At 65.4% G+C, this 18910-nt stretch carries 19 protein-coding genes; 11 read left to right on the top strand and 8 right to left on the bottom strand.

The annotated features are described in order from the left end of the window. Positions 1 to 89: 89 nt before the first annotated feature. From guaB to PVV74_RS00915, 3 genes are all read left to right on the top strand, one after another. Positions 90 to 1538, top strand: a complete 1449-nt coding sequence (guaB, locus tag PVV74_RS00925; RefSeq protein ID WP_103761308.1) for an IMP dehydrogenase — start codon at positions 90 to 92, stop codon at positions 1536 to 1538. Between the two features lie 45 nt (positions 1539 to 1583). Next, positions 1584 to 2753, top strand: coding sequence for an RsmB/NOP family class I SAM-dependent RNA methyltransferase (locus PVV74_RS00920; RefSeq protein WP_274591910.1), 1170 nt, complete (start codon positions 1584 to 1586; stop codon positions 2751 to 2753). A 115-nt stretch (positions 2754 to 2868) separates the two neighbouring features. Further along, positions 2869 to 5172, top strand: a complete 2304-nt coding sequence (locus tag PVV74_RS00915; RefSeq protein WP_274591909.1) for a hybrid sensor histidine kinase/response regulator — start codon at positions 2869 to 2871, stop codon at positions 5170 to 5172. A gap of 114 nt (positions 5173 to 5286) precedes the next feature. Here PVV74_RS00915 and PVV74_RS00910 read toward each other — a convergent pair whose 3' ends face one another. Then, entirely contained in the window at positions 5287 to 5931 is a 645-nt protein-coding gene (locus PVV74_RS00910) for a gamma-glutamyl kinase (RefSeq protein ID WP_103761305.1), read from the bottom strand. A 193-nt stretch (positions 5932 to 6124) separates the two neighbouring features. Between PVV74_RS00910 and recA the strand changes: the two genes are divergently transcribed. From recA to PVV74_RS00880, 6 genes are all read left to right on the top strand, one after another. Continuing rightward, positions 6125 to 7204 (top strand): recombinase RecA, encoded by a 1080-nt coding sequence (gene recA, locus PVV74_RS00905; RefSeq protein ID WP_274591908.1) that lies wholly within the window; start codon positions 6125 to 6127, stop codon positions 7202 to 7204. A gap of 203 nt (positions 7205 to 7407) precedes the next feature. Further along, entirely contained in the window at positions 7408 to 10098 is a 2691-nt protein-coding gene (gene alaS / locus PVV74_RS00900; protein WP_103761303.1) for an alanine--tRNA ligase, read from the top strand. 24 nt (positions 10099 to 10122) lie between these two features. Then, positions 10123 to 10407 (top strand): DUF1330 domain-containing protein, encoded by a 285-nt coding sequence (locus PVV74_RS00895; protein ID WP_103761302.1) that lies wholly within the window; start codon positions 10123 to 10125, stop codon positions 10405 to 10407. A gap of 11 nt (positions 10408 to 10418) precedes the next feature. Continuing rightward, on the top strand, positions 10419 to 10706 hold the full coding sequence (locus PVV74_RS00890; protein WP_274591907.1) for a DUF1330 domain-containing protein: 288 nt from the start codon (positions 10419 to 10421) through the stop codon (positions 10704 to 10706). Positions 10707 to 10729: 23 nt separating this feature from the next. Next, positions 10730 to 11197, top strand: coding sequence for an MOSC domain-containing protein (locus tag PVV74_RS00885; RefSeq protein WP_274592347.1), 468 nt, complete (start codon positions 10730 to 10732; stop codon positions 11195 to 11197). A 29-nt stretch (positions 11198 to 11226) separates the two neighbouring features. Continuing rightward, positions 11227 to 11772, top strand: a complete 546-nt coding sequence (locus tag PVV74_RS00880) for a histidine phosphatase family protein (RefSeq protein WP_274591906.1) — start codon at positions 11227 to 11229, stop codon at positions 11770 to 11772. Positions 11773 to 11780: 8 nt separating this feature from the next. On the opposite strand, the gene PVV74_RS00875 is transcribed toward PVV74_RS00880, so the two are convergent. The 5 genes from PVV74_RS00875 to PVV74_RS00855 all read right to left on the bottom strand — a co-directional run bounded on the left by PVV74_RS00875 (position 11781) and on the right by PVV74_RS00855 (position 16962). Beyond that, on the bottom strand, positions 11781 to 13058 hold the full coding sequence (locus tag PVV74_RS00875; protein WP_274591905.1) for a LysM peptidoglycan-binding domain-containing protein: 1278 nt from the start codon (positions 13056 to 13058) through the stop codon (positions 11781 to 11783). 86 nt (positions 13059 to 13144) lie between these two features. Beyond that, positions 13145 to 13831, bottom strand: a complete 687-nt coding sequence (locus PVV74_RS00870) for a DUF6639 family protein (RefSeq protein ID WP_274591904.1) — start codon at positions 13829 to 13831, stop codon at positions 13145 to 13147. Positions 13832 to 13898: 67 nt separating this feature from the next. Further along, positions 13899 to 14252: a cupin domain-containing protein gene (locus tag PVV74_RS00865; protein ID WP_274591903.1), complete on the bottom strand. Its 354-nt coding sequence runs from the start codon at positions 14250 to 14252 to the stop codon at positions 13899 to 13901. A gap of 3 nt (positions 14253 to 14255) precedes the next feature. Continuing rightward, positions 14256 to 16076: a translational GTPase TypA gene (gene typA / locus PVV74_RS00860; protein ID WP_274591902.1), complete on the bottom strand. Its 1821-nt coding sequence runs from the start codon at positions 16074 to 16076 to the stop codon at positions 14256 to 14258. Between the two features lie 70 nt (positions 16077 to 16146). Continuing rightward, the gene (locus PVV74_RS00855) at positions 16147 to 16962 is read right to left on the bottom strand and encodes a GNAT family N-acetyltransferase (RefSeq protein ID WP_274591901.1); all 816 of its coding nucleotides are present in this window, start codon (positions 16960 to 16962) and stop codon (positions 16147 to 16149) included. 133 nt (positions 16963 to 17095) lie between these two features. On the opposite strand from PVV74_RS00855, the gene PVV74_RS00850 reads away from it, so the two are divergent. Beyond that, positions 17096 to 17233: a hypothetical protein gene (locus tag PVV74_RS00850; protein ID WP_170067091.1), complete on the top strand. Its 138-nt coding sequence runs from the start codon at positions 17096 to 17098 to the stop codon at positions 17231 to 17233. Between the two features lie 4 nt (positions 17234 to 17237). On the opposite strand, the gene PVV74_RS00845 is transcribed toward PVV74_RS00850, so the two are convergent. Then, the gene (locus tag PVV74_RS00845) at positions 17238 to 17543 is read right to left on the bottom strand and encodes a hypothetical protein (protein ID WP_274591900.1); all 306 of its coding nucleotides are present in this window, start codon (positions 17541 to 17543) and stop codon (positions 17238 to 17240) included. Between the two features lie 14 nt (positions 17544 to 17557). After that, complete coding sequence (ssb, locus tag PVV74_RS00840) at positions 17558 to 18061, bottom strand: single-stranded DNA-binding protein (RefSeq protein WP_152474709.1); 504 nt, start codon at positions 18059 to 18061, stop codon at positions 17558 to 17560. Positions 18062 to 18299: 238 nt separating this feature from the next. On the opposite strand from ssb, the gene PVV74_RS00835 reads away from it, so the two are divergent. Beyond that, the gene (locus PVV74_RS00835) at positions 18300 to 18896 is read left to right on the top strand and encodes a lytic transglycosylase domain-containing protein (protein WP_103761292.1); all 597 of its coding nucleotides are present in this window, start codon (positions 18300 to 18302) and stop codon (positions 18894 to 18896) included. The last annotated feature ends 14 nt before the right edge of the window (positions 18897 to 18910 follow it).

Genomic DNA, 18910 nt, shown 5'->3' with positions numbered 1-18910 from the left:
CTGCGCGCAGGGGCCCATTCGCCCCTTTCCATTCCTGCCAACCCGTGTAATAGGGAACCGCCAAACGAGACACCCCAAGGAGATGCGCCATGGAGATTCGTGAGGCCCTCACTTTTGACGATGTTCTGCTGGTTCCCGCGAAGTCCAGCGTTCTGCCCACCACGGCGGACACGCGCACACGCGTGACCCGGTCGATCGACCTCAACATACCGCTTCTGAGTTCCGCCATGGACACGGTGACCGAGGGGCGCATGGCGATCTGCATGGCGCAGTCGGGCGGCATGGGCGTGATCCATCGCAACCTGACGGTGGAACAGCAGGCCAAGGAAGTGCGCCGGGTGAAACGCTTCGAGAGCGGGATCGTCTACAACCCCGTGACCCTGCGGCCCGACCAGACGCTGGCCGATGCCAAGGCGCTGATCGAACGCTACAACTTTACCGGCTTTCCCGTGGTGGATGAAAAGGGCCACGTGATGGGCATCGTGACCAACCGCGACATGCGCTTTGCCACCGATGACGACACGCCGGTTCACGTGATGATGACCAGCGACAACCTGGCGATCCTGACCGAGCCTGCGGATCGCGAGGAGGCCAAGAGCCTGATGAAGGCGCGGCGGATCGAGAAGCTGCTGGTGACCAACGGGCAGGGCAAGCTGACCGGCTTGCTGACGTTGCGCGATACCGAGCAGGCGGTGCTGAACCCGTCGGCCTGCAAGGACGGGCTGGGACGTCTGCGCGTGGCGGCGGCCTCGACCGTGGGCGACGCGGGCTTCGAGCGGTCCGAGGCGCTGGTCGATGCGGGCGTCGACATGATCGTGATCGACACCGCGCATGGCCATTCCGAAGGCGTGGCACAGGCCGTGGAGCGGGCCAAAAAACTGTCGAACGAGGTTCAGATCGTGGCCGGGAACGTGGCCACGGCGGAGGCGACCCGGACGCTGATCGGCGCGGGCGCGGATGCGGTGAAGGTCGGCATCGGGCCGGGCAGTATCTGCACCACGCGGATGGTCGCCGGTGTGGGCATGCCGCAGCTGACGGCGGTGATGGACTGCGCCGCGGCGGCGGGCGACACGCCGGTCATCGCCGATGGCGGCATCAAGTTCTCGGGCGATTTCGCCAAGGCGATCGCGGCCGGCGCGTCCTGCGCCATGGTGGGCAGCATGCTGGCCGGCACCGATGAAAGCCCCGGCGAGGTGATCCTGTACCAGGGGCGCAGCTTCAAGGCGTATCGCGGGATGGGCAGCCTGGCGGCTATGGCGCAGGGCTCGGCCGACCGGTATTTCCAGAAGGATGCCGCCAGCGACAAGCTGGTGCCCGAAGGGGTCGAAGGGCAGGTGCCTTACAAGGGCAGCGCCGGGACCGTGCTGCACCAGCTGGTGGGCGGCTTGCGGGCGGCCATGGGCTATACCGGATGCGCCACGGTGGACGAGATGCGCAAGGGATGCGAATTCGTGAAAATCACCGGCGCGGGCCTGAAGGAAAGCCACGTGCACGACGTTCAGATCACGCGCGAAAGCCCGAACTACCGCATTGGGTAAAGTGCGGTATCGCAAGGACTTGTGCGGCGATCCTGAGGTGATCTCGTGACCCCTTCAGCGCGCGTTCAGGCCGCGATCGAGGTGCTCGACGCCATGGCCGGCGGGCTGGCCGCGGAACAGGCGCTGACCCGCTGGGCGCGGGGAGCGCGCTATGCCGGGTCGAAGGATCGCGCGGCGGTGCGCGACCACGTCTTCTCGGTATTGCGCCGCAAGCGGTCCTGTGCCGCCCTCGGGGGTGGAGAGAATGGCCGCGCCCTGATGTTGGGGCATGTGCGTGCGGAGAAGACCGACCCAGAGACGATCTTTACCGGGGAGGGCCACGCGCCCGTGACCTTGACGGCGCAAGAGCGCGACGCCGGCGCAACGCCCGAAGAGGCAGAGAGCCGCGATTTGCCGGACTGGCTTTGGGCGCGATTCAAGGACAGCCTGGGGGAGGAGGACGCCGCCGCCGCCGCGGAGGCGCTGCGCCATCGGGCGCCGGTCTGCCTGCGGCACAATCCCCGCATGAAAAGTGCCGCTGAAGTCATTGATATGATGGAACAAGATGGAATTGTTGCCCGTCCCGTTTCGACTGTCAGGGGCGCCTTTCTTGTGACCGAGGGCGCGCGGCGCGTTGCGCAATCGGCCGCCTTCCGGGACGGTCATGTCGAGCTTCAGGACGCCAGCAGCCAGGCCGCGATGGCGGTCTTGCCAGACCCCGCGGGCGGGCGCGTGCTGGACTATTGCGCCGGTGGCGGCGGCAAGGTCCTGGCGCTGGCCGGGTGGCACGAGGGCGCCTGGTTCGCGCATGACGCCGCGCCCGAACGGATGCGCGACCTTCCTGCACGGGCCGACCGGGCAAAGGTACGTGTTTCGCGGCTTGAACCGGGGGACGTGGCGCAGGCCGCACCGTTCGATATCGTGCTTTGCGACGTGCCCTGTTCGGGCAGCGGCACGTGGCGGCGCACGCCCGAGGCGAAATGGGCGCTGACGCCCGGACGCCTGGATCAGCTTGGCGCGCTCCAGTGGGAAATTCTCGTGCAGGCGCAGGCGCTTGTGCGTCCCGGCGGATACCTGGCCTACACGACATGTTCGGTGCTGACCGAGGAGAACGAGCGCCAGGTGTCACGGTTCGAGACGGCGCATCCGGACTGGGCCCGGCAGGACACGCGCCGATGGCCCATCTCGGAGATTGGCGACGGGTTCTTTCTGGCGCTGTTGCGCAAACCGGAATAGCTGTGACCGCTCAGGCAGAAGCAACCTAGACGTGTTCTCTCTTTCAGCGTTAATCTAACTTTAAGCCCCGCCGCCTATGACGTCGGGCAGGAGCTTGTGATTGGGGAGGTGCCGGTTGGCATCCACTACCGGAACAGTATTGCCGTTGCGCGATGCCGCAGCCCGAATCAGGCCGCGCGCCAGGGCGGTGCTGATCGCCGCCGTCCTGTTCGGCGCAGCGGCGGTGGTCGTGCCCGACGCGACGTTGCGGATGGCGGCGGTCTTTACCTCGGCGATTCTGCTGATGTCGGCGCTGTGGATCGGCATTGTGAACGCGGCGGAGACGCGGTTTCGCAAGGCGCTGGTCGACGCGGCAGAGGAGTTCCTGGGCGAGGATGCGACCCCCGCGATCCTGACAGGGCGCGAGGGTGACATCCGCTATGCCAACCGCGCCGCGATGACCGCCTTTGCCGCCGACGAGGCGACGACGCTGGCCGGGGCGCTGAAACACGCGGTCGCCAATCCCGGGCCGATTCTCTATCGACTTGAAAGCCGTGCGCAGTTGCGCGGATCCGCGCATGAGGACGTGGTCACGCGGGCCGGGCACCTGCGCATCGGCGTACACCGTGCGGCGGCCGACCGGTATATCTGGCGGATCGAAAAATCCGCTGACCGCCCCTCGCGCGAGGCGGATCCCGTTCCGCTGCCGATGCTGACCGTGGGGCGGGGCGGGGCCGTCTTGTTCATGAACTCCGCCGCGCGGCAATTGGTGGGCGCGCGCGCGCGCTCGCTCGACCGCATTTTCCCCAAGATGCCCCTGCGCTCGGGACAGATCAACGACATCACCACAGTCGACGGCCTGAGCGCCTGTCTCGTGGTGGAGCTTGAGGGCGTGGCAGGCCGGCGCGAGATCTTCCTGTTGCCCGGTGTCGCGCCTACCGAACGTCAGCCGGATGGCTGGGCGTTTTTCGACGAATTGCCCGTGCCTTTGCTGAAACTCGCGCGTACCGGCGAAGTGCAGATCTCGAACCGGCCTGCGCGCGACCTGCTGGGCGTGGATGGGTGCTGCGGCAAGACGCTCTCGGAGCTGATGGAGGGGCTGGGCCGGTCGATCCCGGACTGGCTGGAGGATGCGGCCAAGGGGCGCGGCGGGGTGCAGTCGGAGTTTCTGCGCGTGAGGCGCGACGACCGTGAGACATTCGTTCAGGTCACGCTGAACCGCGCGTCCGAGGCGGGCGAAACCGTGCTGATCGCTGTTCTGAACGACGCGACCAAACTGAAGACGCTGGAAGGGCAGTTCGTGCAAAGCCAGAAAAAGCAGGCAATCGGACAGCTTGCCGGTGGTGTGGCGCATGATTTCAACAACCTGCTGACGGCCATTGCCGGGCATTGCGATCTGCTGCTGTTGCGGCACGATCAGGGCGATCCGGATTATGGCGATCTTATCCAGATCAACCAGAACGCCAATCGCGCGGCGGCGCTGGTCAGCCAGCTTCTGGCCTATTCGCGCAAGCAGACCCTGCGCCCCGAGGTGATGGACCTGCGCGACATGCTGTCGGACCTGACGCACCTGCTGAACCGCCTGGTCGGCGAGCGGGTGATGCTGTCGCTCAGCCACGATCCCACGCTGTGGTCGATCCGGGCCGACAAGCGGCAGTTGGAACAGGTGCTGATGAACCTGGTGGTCAACGCGCGCGACGCCATGCCCGAGGGGGGCGACATCCGCATCGCAACCGAAAACGTCACGTTCGACGAGCCCCTGCGCCGCGACCGGGCGGTGGTGGCGCCGGGCCGCTACGTGCGGGTTACCGTCACCGACGAGGGGGCGGGTATTTCGCAGGACAAGATCCAGAAGGTGTTCGAGCCGTTCTTCACGACCAAGCGCACCGGCGAGGGGACGGGGCTTGGATTGTCGACGGCTTATGGCATCGTCAAGCAGACCGGCGGCTTCATTTTCGCCGACAGCCAGCTTGGCGAGGGCACGACGTTCCAGGTTCTGCTGCCCGCTCACCTGCGCGAAGACACGGCCGAGACCGAACCACATGCCCCGGCGCGGCTTGCCTCCAAGACCGAGGGCGTCGTCCTTTTGGTCGAGGACGAGGCGCCGGTCCGGGCCTTTGCCAGCCGCGCCCTGCAACTGCGCGGCATGACCGTGCTGGAGGCCGAGTCGGCCGAGGCCGCGCTGGAGTTGCTGGAAGATAGCACGCTGGAGGTGGATGTCTTCGTTTCAGACGTTGTGATGCCGGGCATCGACGGGCCTGCCTGGGTCTTGCAGGCGCTGGAACGGCGCCCTGAGACGCAGGTGGTCTTCATGTCGGGCTATGCAGAGGAGACCTTCGGCGAGATACAGTCGCGCATTCCCAACTCGACGTTCCTGCCCAAGCCGTTCTCGCTGACGGAGCTGACCGAGACGGTGCAACACCAGCTTTCGCAGGGATGACACTGCGCCTGCCCGGCTTCGGCGGGCGGGAAACGCACCTGTGTCCGTTGTCGAAAATGCGCAGTCTCAAAGCCATTCCGGCTCAGGAAATGCGCCCCATTTCAGCGCGGGACCTCAGTGATGCGGCGGCAGGACGCCATTGGCGAGGGGCGCGAAGGCACCGTTCTCCGCGATCCCGTCATAAAGCTGGTACTCCACGGCGAACTTCCGGCGATAGCGCTGCTCGATTTCCGGATCGAGGGTCAATGCCATGGTCGGCGAACTGTTCATGCGCTGCGTATCGATCTCGACCTGCAGCCGATCTGACAGGAACCGTCGCAACCCGTCCTGATCTTCGTAGCGAAAAAGATGCGTGACCGCGGTGCCGTTTTTCTGCGGCTCCAGGAACTTGGTCTGCGAGCCGACTTGCGCGTAAGTGGCACGCTTGCCCTTCATGTACTCGGTCACGAACGTGTCGAAGCTGATCCCGTGGGTCGAATTGCAGGCCTGTTCCTGTCCCGGCCGCTGACGGTAGCGATACCACGACCCCAGCCAGTCGAGCGGCTCACGCATCACGGCCAGCACGTCGAATCCCTCGCCCATGAACTTCTCGATCGCGGGGCGGAAGAACCGATTGTAGCGAAAGACCGGCGCGTGTTTCAGTTCGGGCGGATGGCGCACGACGATGGCGGCCCGGGGCGCAAGGGCGGCCTCGTAGGCGGTGGTGCCGGTCTTGGGTACCGACAGGAAAACGAGCTTTTCGTTTGAAAACACCAGCATAGAAGATTTTGCCCGTTTGCCTGAATTCGGTAATTCCTCTTTAACCCATCGCTGCGAACATCGGAAAGGAACAATTTCGATTGAAATGTTCTCCTTTTGTCTTCATAACGGGCGGAACAAGAGGTGAACGAAAGCAGCCGCCAGACAGCGATAGACGCCCCGTCTGGCGTGTGAAATAAGGGAAATGACAGGTATGGCAACGGCAGATCTTTTGAACATGGACAGCAAGAAAAACGCAGACCGCCAGAAGGCGCTGGACAGCGCGCTGGCGCAGATCGAACGGCAGTTCGGCAAGGGCTCGATCATGAAGCTGGGCGCCGACAACCCGGCGCAGGACATCGAATCGACCTCGACCGGCTCGCTTGGCCTCGACATCGCGCTTGGCATCGGCGGCCTGCCCAAGGGCCGGATCGTGGAGATCTACGGCCCGGAAAGCTCGGGCAAGACGACGCTGACGCTGCATTGCGTCGCCGAGGAACAGAAAAAGGGCGGCGTTTGCGCCTTTGTCGACGCCGAGCACGCGCTGGACCCGGTCTATGCCAAGAAACTGGGCGTGGACCTGGACGAGCTGTTGATTTCGCAGCCCGACACGGGCGAGCAAAGCCTGGAGATCGTGGACACGCTGGTGCGCTCGGGCGCCGTGAGCATGGTTGTGGTCGACTCGGTCGCGGCGCTGACGCCGAAATCGGAGCTTGAAGGCGACATGGGCGACAGCAGCGTGGGCGTCCATGCCCGCCTGATGAGCCAGGCCATGCGCAAGCTGACCGGCTCGATCAGCCGCAGCAAGTGCACGGTGATCTTCATCAACCAGATTCGCATGAAGATCGGCGTCATGTTCGGCAGCCCCGAGACGACGACGGGCGGCAACGCGCTCAAGTTCTACAGCTCGGTGCGGCTGGACATTCGCCGGATCGGCTCGATCAAGGACCGCGACGAGGTGGTGGGCAACCAGACCCGCGTGAAGGTGGTCAAGAACAAGGTCGCGCCGCCCTTCAAGCAGGTCGAGTTCGACATCATGTATGGCGAGGGTATCTCGAAACGCGGCGAGTTGCTGGACCTGGGTGTCGCGGCCGGCGTGGTCGAGAAATCGGGCAGCTGGTTCAGCTATGGCGACGAGCGCATCGGCCAGGGGCGCGAGAATGCCAAGAACTTCCTGAAGGAAAACAAGAAGATCGCCTACGAGATCGAGGACAAAATCCGCGGCGCACACGGTCTGGATTTCGACATGCCAGGTGGTGCCGACGAGGCCGCCGAGGACGTGCTGGACGACTGACGGAACGGAGATGGCCCACTCCGGAAAGGGCCCGCGCCACCGACGGGTGGCGGAGAATATCCGGGCAAAAGCCATCCGACGGGGTGGCCTTTGCTCTTTCGGGGACCCATGCGCGCCGATGGAAACGCCCGGCTTCTGTGGACAGTCAAATGGCTTGGCGTTACACGGGTTCGACGCAACTTTTGCCTTCGGACCAGACGCCTATGCCCACGCTTAACGAGATCCGCTCGACCTTCCTCAGTTTCTTTGAACGCAACGGCCACGAGGTGGTGCCGAGCAGCCCGCTTGTGCCGCGCAACGACCCGACATTGATGTTCACCAATTCGGGCATGGTGCAGTTCAAGAACCTTTTCACGGGGGTCGAGAAACGCGATTATTCCCGCGCCACCACCAGCCAGAAATGCGTGCGGGCGGGGGGCAAGCACAATGACCTCGACAATGTCGGTTACACCGCCCGGCACCATACGTTTTTCGAGATGCTGGGGAATTTCAGTTTCGGCGATTACTTCAAGTCCGAGGCGATCCCCTATGCCTGGGACCTGCTGACCAAGGATTTCGGGATCGACAAGTCCAAGCTCCTGGTCACGGTCTATCATACCGATGACGAGGCGGCGGAGATCTGGAAGAAACATGCCGGCCTGAGCGATGACCGGATCATCCGCATCGCGACGGATGACAATTTCTGGTCGATGGGGGCCACGGGTCCTTGCGGGCCGTGCACCGAGATCTTCTATGACCACGGCCCCGAGATCTGGGGCGGTCCTCCGGGCAGCCCCGAGGAGGATGGCGACCGGTTCATCGAGATCTGGAACCTCGTTTTCATGCAGAACGAGCGGTTCGAGGATGGCAGCCAGGTGGATCTGGACATGCAGTCGATCGACACCGGCATGGGGCTGGAACGGATCGGCGCGCTGTTGCAAGGCAAGCACGACAATTACGACACCGACCTGATGCGCAGCCTGATCGAGGCGAGCGCGCATGTGACGGATGGTGCGCCGGACGGGCCGGGCAACGTGCATCACCGGGTGATCGCGGACCATTTGCGCTCGACCTCCTTCCTGATTGCCGACGGGGTGATGCCGTCGAACGAGGGGCGCGGCTATGTGCTGCGCCGGATCATGCGGCGGGCGATGCGGCATGCGCACCTGCTGGGCGCGCAGGACCCGGTGATGTACCGGCTGGTGCCGAACCTGGTGGGGCTTATGGGGCAGGCCTTCCCCGAGCTGGGCCGGGCGCAGCCGCTGATCGAGGAAACGCTGGAACTGGAGGAAAAGCGGTTCAAGCAGACGCTGGACCGGGGTCTGCGCCTGCTGGACGACGAGTTGGGCAAGCTGGGCGACGGCGCGGCGCTGCCGGGCGAGGCGGCGTTCAAGCTCTATGACACCTACGGTTTCCCGCTGGACCTGACGCAGGACGCGTTGCGCGAGAAGGGCCGTGAGGTCGACGTCGCGGGGTTCGATTCCGCGATGGAGGAGCAAAAGGCCAAGGCGCGCGCGGCATGGTCGGGCAGCGGCGAGGCGGCGGACGCCACCGTATGGTTTGACCTGGCGGAAAAGCACAGCGCCACGGATTTCCTCGGGTATGACACGGAGACCGCCGAGGGCGTGGTGCAGGCGATCGTATCGGAAGGCAAGGAGATTCAGTCGCTCCACACTGAAGGCGGTGCGGCGTGGGTGGTCTTCAACCAAACGCCGTTCTATGCAGAAGCGGGCGGACAAGTCGCCGACCACGGTTACGTTCGCAGCCTTGAAGGCGGGCGCGAAGAAGGCGAGGCACGTTTTTCTGGGCACGTAAGCGATGTGCAGAAGCGCGCCGGCGGACTTTCCGCACACTACTTAACGGTTGATTCCGGCAAACTGGAAGTGGGCGACCCGGTGAAGCTTGAGGTGGATCATGGGCGCCGCACGGCGATCCGGTCCAACCACTCGGCCACGCACCTGCTGCACGAGGCGCTGCGCAAGGCGCTTGGCGATCACGTGGCGCAGCGCGGGAGCCTGAACGCGCCCGATCGGCTGCGCTTTGACTTCAGCCATGCCAAGGGCATGACGCTGGAGGAGATCAAGCAGGTGGAGGAAGAGGTCAACGCCTATATCCGCCAAAACGGCAAGGTCGAGACGCGGATCATGACGCCGGACGATGCGCGCGCCATCGGGGCGCAGGCGCTTTTCGGCGAGAAATACGGCGACGAGGTGCGCGTGGTCTCGATGGGGTCCGAGGATGGCTCGGGCAAGGGGCTGGATGGCCAGACCTATTCGATCGAGCTGTGCGGCGGCACCCATGTGCGCCAGACCGGCGATATCGGCCTTTTCGTGATGGTGGGTGAGGGGGCGTCGAGTTCCGGCGTGCGCCGGATCGAGGCGCTGACCGGGCCGGAGGCGTTCAAGTACCTGAGTGAACAGGATCACCGCATGGCGGCGCTGGCCTCGGAACTGAAGGCGCAGCCGGGCGACGTGCTGGACCGCGTGCGTGCGTTGATGGACGAGCGCAAGGCGCTGGCCAACGAGGTGACACAGCTGAAACGGGAACTGGCAATGGGTGGCGGTGGTGCTGCCGGGCCGGAGGCCAAGGACGTGAACGGTGTGAAGTTCCTTGCCCAAGTGCTGTCGGGCGTGTCGGGGCGCGACCTGCCGCCGCTGATGGACGAGATGAAGACACGGATCGGATCGGGCGCGGTGCTGCTGATCGCCGATGCCGATGGCAAGGCCGCCGTGGCCGCAGGCGTGACGAAGGACTTGACCGACACGCTGTCGGCGGTCGATCTTGTCCGGGCCGCCGTGGCGGAGCTGGGCGGCAAGGGCGGCGGGGGCCGTCCCGACATGGCGCAGGGTGGCGCGGCGAGCACCGACAATGCCGAGGCCGCAATCGCGGCGGCGGAACAGGTGTTGCAGGGCTGACGCCCGCTTGAGAGGGGGAACGACATGGCGGCCTACCTGATTGCGCGGATCAACGTGACCGATCCCGAGGATTACAAGGCCTATGCCAGCCAGACCGTGGCGCTGGCCGAGGAATTCGGCGGGCGGTTCCTGGCGAAGGGCGGCACGCAGACGCAGGTCGAGGGGATCGGCCCGGACCGGCATGTGATCATCGAGTTCCCGGACCACCAGGCGGCGCTGGACTGGTACAATTCGGATGCGTATCAACGCATCCTGCCGATCGCGACCTCGTCGAGCGAGCGCGACATCGTTATCGTGGACGGAGTTTGAGGAGACAAGACATGCCCGCATTGTGGATTGCCCATGTGACCGTGACCGACGAGGAGGCCTATGGCCGCTATGCCAAGCTGGCCGGTCCGGCGATCGAGGCGCATGGCGGGCATTTCATCGCCCGTGGCGCGCGGTACGTGCAGCTTGAGGGCAATGACCGGGCGCGCAACGTGGTGGCGAAATTCCCGACGCTGGAGGCGGCGGAGGAGTGTTATCGCTCGGACGCCTACCAAGAGGCGCTGGACCATGCGCGGAACGCGTCCGAGCGTGATCTGGTGATCGTGGAAACCTCGGAATAGTGCAGGGCCAACTGGCCGAGATCATGGCGCGGCACGCGGGGGCGGGCCGCGTGGCGTGGATCGGGCTTCGCCCGGAAAGGCTGGCCGACTTGGTTGCGGTCGAGGCGGCGGAACTGGGCGAAGCCGGGCTGGAAGGCGATCATGCGCGCAAAGGCAAGCGGGCGCTGACGCTGATCCAGGCCGAGCATCTGCCCGTGATCGCGGCGCTGGCCGGGATCGGGGAGGTGACGCCTGAGGTTCTGCGGCGCAACGTCGTGGTGAGTGGCATCAATCTGACGGCGCTGCGCAACCATCCGGTTCGGATCGGTCAGGCCCTGATCGAGATCACCGCGCCTTGCGCGCCGTGCTCCCGGATGGAGGCCGCTCTTGGCGCTGGCGGCTACAACGCCATGCGTGGGCATGGCGGCTGGTGCGCGCGGGTGTTGGAACCGGGACGGATTGGCGTGGGCGATAGCGTCGCACGGGCTGGACCCCGGGACGGGCCGACCTAGGCTTTCCTTCGTTCCAAGCGGAGGTGCCGATGCGACTGATTTCCCTGATCCTGATGCTGCTCCTGCCCGGAGCCGTGGCGGCGCAGGACTGGAGCCTGCTGAAAGAGCCGGGGACGGTGGCGCTGATGCGCCATGCGCTGGCGCCCGGCGTGGGCGATCCGGCAAATTTCGATCTGGAGGATTGCAGCACGCAGCGCAACCTGGACGACCGGGGCCGGGCGCAGGCCCGGCAGATCGGCGCGGCGATGCGTGACGCCGGCGTTCGGTTCGATGCCGTATGGACCAGCCAGTGGTGCCGCTGCACCGCGACGGCGGAACTTCTCGACATTGGCACGCCCGAGGAGTTCCCCGCGCTCAACTCGCATTTCGCGGGGCAGGGCGACCCGGACGGTCAGGCAGCAGAGGTGATGACACGGATCGCGGACATGCCCGCCGAGGCGCGGCTGCTCCTGGTGACGCACCAGGTGAACGTGTCGGAACTGACCGGCACCGGCACGACCTCGGGCGAGATCGTCGTCGCGAGGCGTACCGGCGCCGGGCTTGAGGTTGTCGGGCGGATCGCGGTCGCACCCTGAGGGATGTCTTACACGCCGCAGCGCAGGAACACCGCGCCGTCGTCGCCGGAAATGTCGACGCCGCCCAAGGTTACATCCCGGTCGCCCGAGATGATGGCCATCCTGCCTTCGCCCCGGTTTTCCATTGGAAAGGCGCGATAGGGCTGGTCGAACACCGCCGCCGCCCCGTTGTCATTGAGCTTTACGCGCCCGGTACGCGGCGCGCCGTCGAGGCTGGTTTCGATGGTCAGACGGCCCTGCTGGCCGGTGATGTCAAAGTCGGGCCGGGCGCAATTGCCGGCCATGCGCACCCACGGGCCCTCGACCGCCTCGGCGTCCAGATCGGCGGTATCATCGGGCAGGTTGCCCGGGGCGCGGACCTCTTCGTAGCTGTCGACCGCGACGGTGCCGACGCCCTGTTGGCAGAACGACATCTCGGCGCGGGTGCCGCGGACCTCGGCATATTCACCGGGGGTGAATTCCATGTCGCCGGTCAGGGACCATACGTCGCCGTCGGGCGTGGTCAGCGTGGCGCATTCTACGCCCTGCCGGACGCGACCTTCGAGCGAGACCTGGTCGCCACCGCCGTCGCTGGTGTCTCGAGGCACCACGTCGAAGGCGCGGGATTTGAGCGTCACGCCGCGGTCGGTATCCACGACGAAGATCAGGTTGTCACCGGGCGAGGACCAGTCGGGAAGTTCGACAGACGCGGAAACCTCGCCGTCCGCGGCGACCTGGGCCTGGTCCACGGCGCGCCATTCCGAGGCCATGCGACCGACGCCGATGGTCACGTAATCCGCGGGACGCAGGTTGCTTGCGGTCACGCGGACCTCACTTCCGGGCGGGCCGGCCAAGGGCTGCACACGCACCGAGGCCGAAGGCTCGGACGCGTCGGGAAGATCGAGCGCGTCCCCCACCGCCATGGCCAGCGGGTCGAGGTCGGGGTTCTCGTTCAGCAATTCCACGACGGAAATACCCAAGGTCTGCGCAATGGAGAAGGCGGTGTCGCCTTCGCGTATCTCGTAAGTTTCCCGGGCGGGCGCGGGCATGTTGCTTCCGCCGGTATTCGTATCTGACGCGGCAAGCGTGATTGCTTCGCCCACCGGCAGGTCGCGTGGATCGAGGCCGGGGTTGAGATCCATGATCAGGCTCAACGGCACACGGCAGCTTTGCGAGACACGGTAGAGCGTGTCACCGGGTTGCAGGCGGTAGGCATCGCCGCAACGGCTTTGGGCGTCGGCGCTTGCGGTCAGGGCGAGACCGGCGGTCGCGGCGGCACTGGTGAGGGTCAGGGAACGGCGGAGCATCGGGCCTCCTTTCGGGGTTCGCGTTGATCCTTAGAGGAAAAACACGACGCCCAAGGACGATGTTCCATGCGTTTTGGGCGCCGGTGTCACTCGAAGCGTTCGCGGTCCAGCACGACCCGGCCTGACATGATCTCGCCGATATAGCCGCAGGGATCGGGGCGCTGTCGAAAATGCGCCCAGGCGCGGCCCAGGAAGGCGTCCGGCGCCATGAGGTAGATGAACGGGTTGATCGTGTCGCGGCCCAGCGGCGTGTCCATGTCGATCGCGGCCTCGAACCGGGCGATATCGGCGGCGGGCAGGGAGCGGACCTGCATCACGTGCGCCACGTATTCATGGGTCGCAAGGCAGCTGTCGAAGGGGCAGGGCACCGTGTCGAAGGCAGCATGAGCAAGCTCGTGAGCCAGAATGCTGTTGAAATACGCCTGCGTATCGACGAAGGCGAGGCTGTTGTCGGGGTCGCGGGCGGTTTCCATCGCGGCATGGGTCAGCAACTCGATTTCCTCTTCACCGCAATGATAAACGCCCATGCAGCCGGGTTGCAGCGCGTCGCGCTGGATGACGGTGACGCTATGGGTGAGCGGCACGTTGCAGGTGCGCAATGTCTGCAGGGCATCGGTGATGGCGGTGCATATGGGGGCCGCGGCCTCAGACGACTCCGCCTCGACGGTCACGGGGGTGCCGGGGCAGTCGAAGCTGTCCGCAAGACTGCCCGGTGCGCCGATGAGAAAGATCAGCGCAGATAGCAGAGCGGATCTCGGGTTCGACAGTACCATGTTGGGAGCTTAGCATAAACGGCCCGACGGGTCTTGATGCAGATCAGGGACTGCGGGCCGCGCGGCGCTATTCGAGGTCGGTCTGGATCCATTCGGGGCTGAGGTGGATGTCCGTCGACACCAGCCGCCCGGGGCCGAGATTTACGAACTTGTGTGGAACTTCAGCGGGCGCAAGCAGAACGTCGCCCGCTTCGGCTTCGATTGTGTTTTCGCCGATGGTATAGCGGGCGCGGCCTTCGCGGACGATAAAGACTTCGTCGTACGGGTGCGTATGCAGGCGGGCGCCTTTGCCGGCTTCCTCGATCTCGACAAAGAGCACTGTGACGTCCGTACCGAGGCTCTTGCCCTCGAAATGACCCGCCCAAGCATCGGGGCTCTTGGCCCAGTCGGCGCGGGTCAGTTTGCGAGGGGTATCGGCCATGCGTTACGCGGTTTTGGCGGCGCGCTTGCGCTCGTGCGGGTCAAGGTGGCGCTTGCGCAGGCGCAGGGCGTTGGGCGTGACCTCGACCAGTTCGTCGTCGTCGATATAGGCGATGGCCTCTTCCAGCGACATCTGGACATGCGGCGTCAGGCGCACGGCCTCGTCGGTGCCCGACGCGCGGACGTTGGTCAGTTTCTTGCCCTTCAGCGGGTTCACTTCCAGATCGTTTTCGCGGCTGTGCTCGCCGATGATCATGCCCTGGTAGATCTTTTCCTGCGGACCGATGAACATGCGGCCGCGCTCTTCGAGATTCCACAGCGCATAGGCCACGGCCTCGCCCGATTCCATCGAGATCAGCACACCGGCGCGGCGGCCCGGGATCGGGCCCTTGTGCGGCGCCCAGCCGTGGAAGACACGGTTCAGAACGCCGGTGCCGCGCGTGTCGGTCAGGAACTCGCCATGATAGCCGATGAGGCCGCGCGACGGGACCAGCGCGATGATGCGGGTCTTGCCGGCGCCGGCGGGTTTCATCTCGGTCATCTCGCCTTTGCGGGGGCCGGTCAGTTTTTCGATCACGGCACCGGAATGGTCGTCGTCGACGTCGATGATGACTTCCTCGATCGGTTCCAGCTGTTCGCCGTTCTCGCCTTCGCGCATCAGGACGCGAGGGCGGGAAATGCTGAGCTCGAAGCCTTCGCGGCGCATGTTCTCGATCAGGACGCCCATCTGCAATTCGCCCCGGCCCGCGACGTCGAACGCCTCGCCGCCCGGCGTGTCGGTGACCTTGATGGCGACGTTGGTTTCCGCCTCTTTCATCAGGCGTTCGCGGATGACGCGGGACTGCACCTTCTTGCCGTCGCGGCCCGCCAGCGGGCTGTCGTTGATGCCGAAGGTGACAGAGATTGTGGGCGGATCGATGGGTTGTGCCGACAGCGGCTCGTCCACCGCCAGCGCGCAGATCGTGTCGGCCACGGTGGCCTTGGACATGCCCGCAAGGCTGACGATATCGCCCGCCGTCGCCTCGTCGATGTCCTGAAGTGTCAGGCCGCGGAAGGCCTGGATCTTGGCGACGCGGAACTGTTCGATCTTTTGGCCCACGCGGCTGAGCGCCTGAACGGTCGCGCCGACCTTGAGACGGCCCGATTCGACGCGCCCCGTCAGCAGGCGGCCCAGGAAGGGATCGGCGCCCAGGGTGACGGCCAGCATGCGGAAATCATCATCGGCGCGCTTGACCTGCTTGGGCGCCGGCACGTGATTGACGATCAGGTCGAATAGCGCGGTCAGGTCCTTGCGCGGGCCGTCCAGCTCGTGATCCGCCCAGCCGGAGCGGCCGGAGGCGTACATGTGCGGGAAATCCAGTTGATCCTCGTCTGCATCCAGCGCCGCGAAGAGGTCGAAGCATTCGTCCAGCGCGCGATCGGGCTCGGCATCGGGCTTGTCGACCTTGTTGAGCACCACGATGGGGCGCAGGCCAAGGGCAAGCGCCTTGGAAGTCACGAACTTGGTCTGCGGCATCGGGCCTTCGGCGGCGTCGACCAGCAGCACCACGCCGTCGACCATGCTGAGGATGCGCTCGACCTCGCCTCCGAAATCGGCGTGGCCGGGAGTGTCGACGATGTTGATGCGGGTCTGCTTCCACTCCACGCTGGTGGCCTTGGCGAGGATGGTGATGCCGCGCTCGCGCTCCAGGTCATTGCTGTCCATCGCGCGTTCGGCCACGGCCTGGTTCTCGCGGAAGGCGCCCGACTGCTTGAGAAGCTCGTCCACGAGGGTGGTCTTGCCGTGGTCGACGTGGGCGATGATGGCGATGTTACGCAGGTCCATTGGGGTATCCTTGGTGATTTGAGGCAGGCCCTAAGGGCTTTGCGCGCCGATTGCCAGAGGGAAAAAGGTGTTACGCGGCGATGCCCGCGCCGCGATGCGGCAAAAGCTGCAGTAGTGTTGCGCCGAGGGGGCGGGCGGTGGCTCCCGTGCCAAGCTTGAAGCGGGCGAGGCCGGGGGCGGCCTCGGTATCGACAGTACCGAGGTCGAGCCGGGTGACGCCACGCTGGTGCAGGTCGGTGATGGCCTGCCACATCAGCAGGGTATGGGCGTGGGTTCGGCGGGCGGCGGGAGCGGCCCAGCCGATGTGATAGGTGGCGGTGGCGCCGTGCAGAAGGAACAGCAGGTAGGCCAGCATCCCGGCGCGGTCATGGGCGGTGAAAAGCCGCGTGGCTTGGCGATGGGTGCCGGCATAAGCGCAGGTGAAGCCCGGAGGCAAGGCGCGGTAGCCGCGGGCGCGTTGCTGGCGCTGGTCGAGGATCAGCAGGTCGGCGTCGCGGTCTGGATCGAACGGGCGGTGATGCGTGCGCAGTTGTCCGGCCTTTGCCGCGCGCAGGCGGTTGCGCCATTTGCCGTGCAGGCCTGCGAATAGAGCTTTCGGGCCGGGCGTGAGGTCCAGTTCGGCCACGTGGGCCGGCGTGAGCAGGGCGCGGTAGCCGTTGGACCGAAAGAGGCAGTCCATGGCGGGCGTGTCCGGCTGAACAATCGAAGGGCCGGGCAGGTGCATCCGGGCGCTCCCCGGATCGGTGCGGGGCGCAAGCACCGGGCCGCGCGGCAGCCATGTCACGCGCAAGGGGCCCAGCCGACGGCGCAGCAGTTGCGCGGTGCCCGGCGTGTCAGCGCCGTGTTTCAGAGCCAACCACCCGACCTCGGCCCCGATGGCCTGCATCGCGGCGCCTTAGCGCGGGTGCTGGTGTAGCGCACAGGGAGCAGGCGGATCGGGGGCGGTGTCGCAAGGACTCCAGACATGGGACATGGCCCCATTAAGGCGATGATAACCTAAATCATGGTTAATGGCGCCTATGGCGAAGGCAAGGAAACCCGTTCGCGGTGTCACCGCGCCCAGCGTGCGGCCCACATTCTATGCCGCGTGGCTGGTGGCGGTGGCCCTGTCGGTGCCGGTCTTCGTGGTGCTGAGCGTGATCGACTTGATCTGGTAGCGCGTCAATCCCAGCGCACGTTGTTGCGGCGCATGTACCAAAGCGACAGCGGCGTTTCGATCAGCAGCGCGATGACGATGGTGAAGACCGCCCAGTTGGTCTCGAACAGCCAGAGCGAAAAGTGGGTTCCGGTGCCCCAGAAGAGCCAACCGTTGACCAACAGCATCACGCCGGTGACGCCAAGATCATACAGACCCATGCGCGACACGTGGCGCGGACGCAGGGCCGGGTAGAGCATGAAATAGGCCACCGCCAGGCAGGTGACGACGGTGACCAAAGCCTGTCCCTCGGGTGACAGGGAAGACAGCACCGATCAGGCCCTGATCAGAACGGGATCTCGTCGTCGTAATCGCGCGAAGGCGAAGGTTGCGAGCGGCCTTGGTCGGACGGGCCTGATGATCCGCCGCCGTAGTCCTGATCATAGCCACCGCCGCTGCCGCCGCCATAGCCGCCGCCGCCACCACCGCCGCCGCTGTCGCGGCCGTCGAGGAAGGTCATCTCGCCCGCGTAGGGGCGCAGAACCACCTCGGTCGAATAGCGGTCCTGGCCGGACTGGTCCTGCCACTTGCGGGTCTCCAGCTTGCCCTCGATATAGACCTTGGAGCCTTTTTTCAGGTATTGCTCGGCCAGCCGCACCAGCGCCTCGTTGAAGATGGCGACGGTGTGCCATTCGGTGCGTTCGCGGCGTTCGCCGGTGTTGCGGTCCTTCCAGTTCTCGGAGGTGGCGATGCGCAGGTTGCACACCTTGCCGCCGTTCTGGAACGTGCGCACCTCGGGGTCGCGTCCCAGGTTGCCGATGAGAATGACTTTGTTGACGGAACCGGCCATGGCGCCCTCCTGCTGCTGTCTCTTGGTTAACGTTCACCTTACATCACCCCGGGGGGATGAAGAAAAGGCTAAAATCCGGGAAAATTCGCAGCACGGCGCGGCATGGCTGAATGTAGCCTCCAACTATGGCAATTTGAGTTGAGTTCGGTATAGTGTGGCACGAGACGGTCAGGCCATTGCCCGGGGACGCGGGACACGGACCAGACCGGCAAGGGACAGTAAGGGGACGGTGTTCAGTATGCGTAAGCTGGCAATCGCGGTGACCTGCGTGTCACTGGCCTGGCCGATGGCGGCCACGGCGGATATTCTCTCGACCAAGGGCAAGAAACGGATCTTCAGTTCGCAGACACGGGTGCTCGATACCCGCGCCAAGCAGCAATACAACGCCTCCGTAAAACTGCAGCCTCAGAAGGTGCACACGCCCAGCAAATGGGACGAAGCCGCGCCGGCGCTTGGGTACAATGGCAAGTACAAGGGCCAATACCTGAATGTCGCCAAGGATTCGGCGCGGCGGCATGGTATTCCGGAAAACCTGTTCCTGCGGCTGGTGCAGCAGGAATCGGGCTGGAACCCGCGGGCCGTTTCGCACAAGGGCGCGATCGGGCTGGCGCAGTTGATGCCCGGCACGGCGAACTATCTGGGGGTCGATCCCAACGACCCGCGCCAGAATCTGGACGGCGGGGCGCGGTACCTGGCGGAACAGTACCGCACTTTCAAATCCTGGCGGCTGGCGCTGGCGGCGTACAATGCGGGGCCGAAGGCGGTGCAGAAATACAATGGCATTCCGCCTTACAAGGAAACCCGCAACTACGTGAAGATCATTTACGGGCAGTAGGCCGCGGCGCGCGT

This window comes from Roseovarius sp. SK2, from assembly GCF_028807495.1.
GTDB lineage: Bacteria > Pseudomonadota > Alphaproteobacteria > Rhodobacterales > Rhodobacteraceae > Roseovarius > Roseovarius confluentis.
This window is presented reverse-complemented; position numbering and strand designations above follow the sequence as displayed.

Excerpts from the sequence above, each read along its gene's own strand:
- guaB (WP_103761308.1), top strand. The coding sequence starts at position 90 with ATGGAGATTCGTGAGGCCCTCACTTTTGACGATGTTCTGCTGGTTCCC.
- PVV74_RS00910 (WP_103761305.1), bottom strand. The coding sequence starts at position 5,931 with ATGCTGGTGTTTTCAAACGAAAAGCTCGTTTTCCTGTCGGTACCCAAG.
- recA (WP_274591908.1), top strand. The coding sequence starts at position 6,125 with ATGGCAACGGCAGATCTTTTGAACATGGACAGCAAGAAAAACGCAGAC.
- alaS (WP_103761303.1), top strand. The coding sequence starts at position 7,408 with ATGCCCACGCTTAACGAGATCCGCTCGACCTTCCTCAGTTTCTTTGAA.
- PVV74_RS00895 (WP_103761302.1), top strand. The coding sequence starts at position 10,123 with ATGGCGGCCTACCTGATTGCGCGGATCAACGTGACCGATCCCGAGGAT.
- PVV74_RS00890 (WP_274591907.1), top strand. The coding sequence starts at position 10,419 with ATGCCCGCATTGTGGATTGCCCATGTGACCGTGACCGACGAGGAGGCC.
- PVV74_RS00885 (WP_274592347.1), top strand. The coding sequence starts at position 10,730 with ATGGCGCGGCACGCGGGGGCGGGCCGCGTGGCGTGGATCGGGCTTCGC.
- PVV74_RS00880 (WP_274591906.1), top strand. The coding sequence starts at position 11,227 with ATGCGACTGATTTCCCTGATCCTGATGCTGCTCCTGCCCGGAGCCGTG.
- PVV74_RS00875 (WP_274591905.1), bottom strand. The coding sequence starts at position 13,058 with ATGCTCCGCCGTTCCCTGACCCTCACCAGTGCCGCCGCGACCGCCGGT.
- PVV74_RS00870 (WP_274591904.1), bottom strand. The coding sequence starts at position 13,831 with ATGGTACTGTCGAACCCGAGATCCGCTCTGCTATCTGCGCTGATCTTT.
- PVV74_RS00865 (WP_274591903.1), bottom strand. The coding sequence starts at position 14,252 with ATGGCCGATACCCCTCGCAAACTGACCCGCGCCGACTGGGCCAAGAGC.
- typA (WP_274591902.1), bottom strand. The coding sequence starts at position 16,076 with ATGGACCTGCGTAACATCGCCATCATCGCCCACGTCGACCACGGCAAG.
- PVV74_RS00855 (WP_274591901.1), bottom strand. The coding sequence starts at position 16,962 with ATGCAGGCCATCGGGGCCGAGGTCGGGTGGTTGGCTCTGAAACACGGC.
- PVV74_RS00850 (WP_170067091.1), top strand. The coding sequence starts at position 17,096 with ATGGCGAAGGCAAGGAAACCCGTTCGCGGTGTCACCGCGCCCAGCGTG.
- ssb (WP_152474709.1), bottom strand. The coding sequence starts at position 18,061 with ATGGCCGGTTCCGTCAACAAAGTCATTCTCATCGGCAACCTGGGACGC.
- PVV74_RS00835 (WP_103761292.1), top strand. The coding sequence starts at position 18,300 with ATGCGTAAGCTGGCAATCGCGGTGACCTGCGTGTCACTGGCCTGGCCG.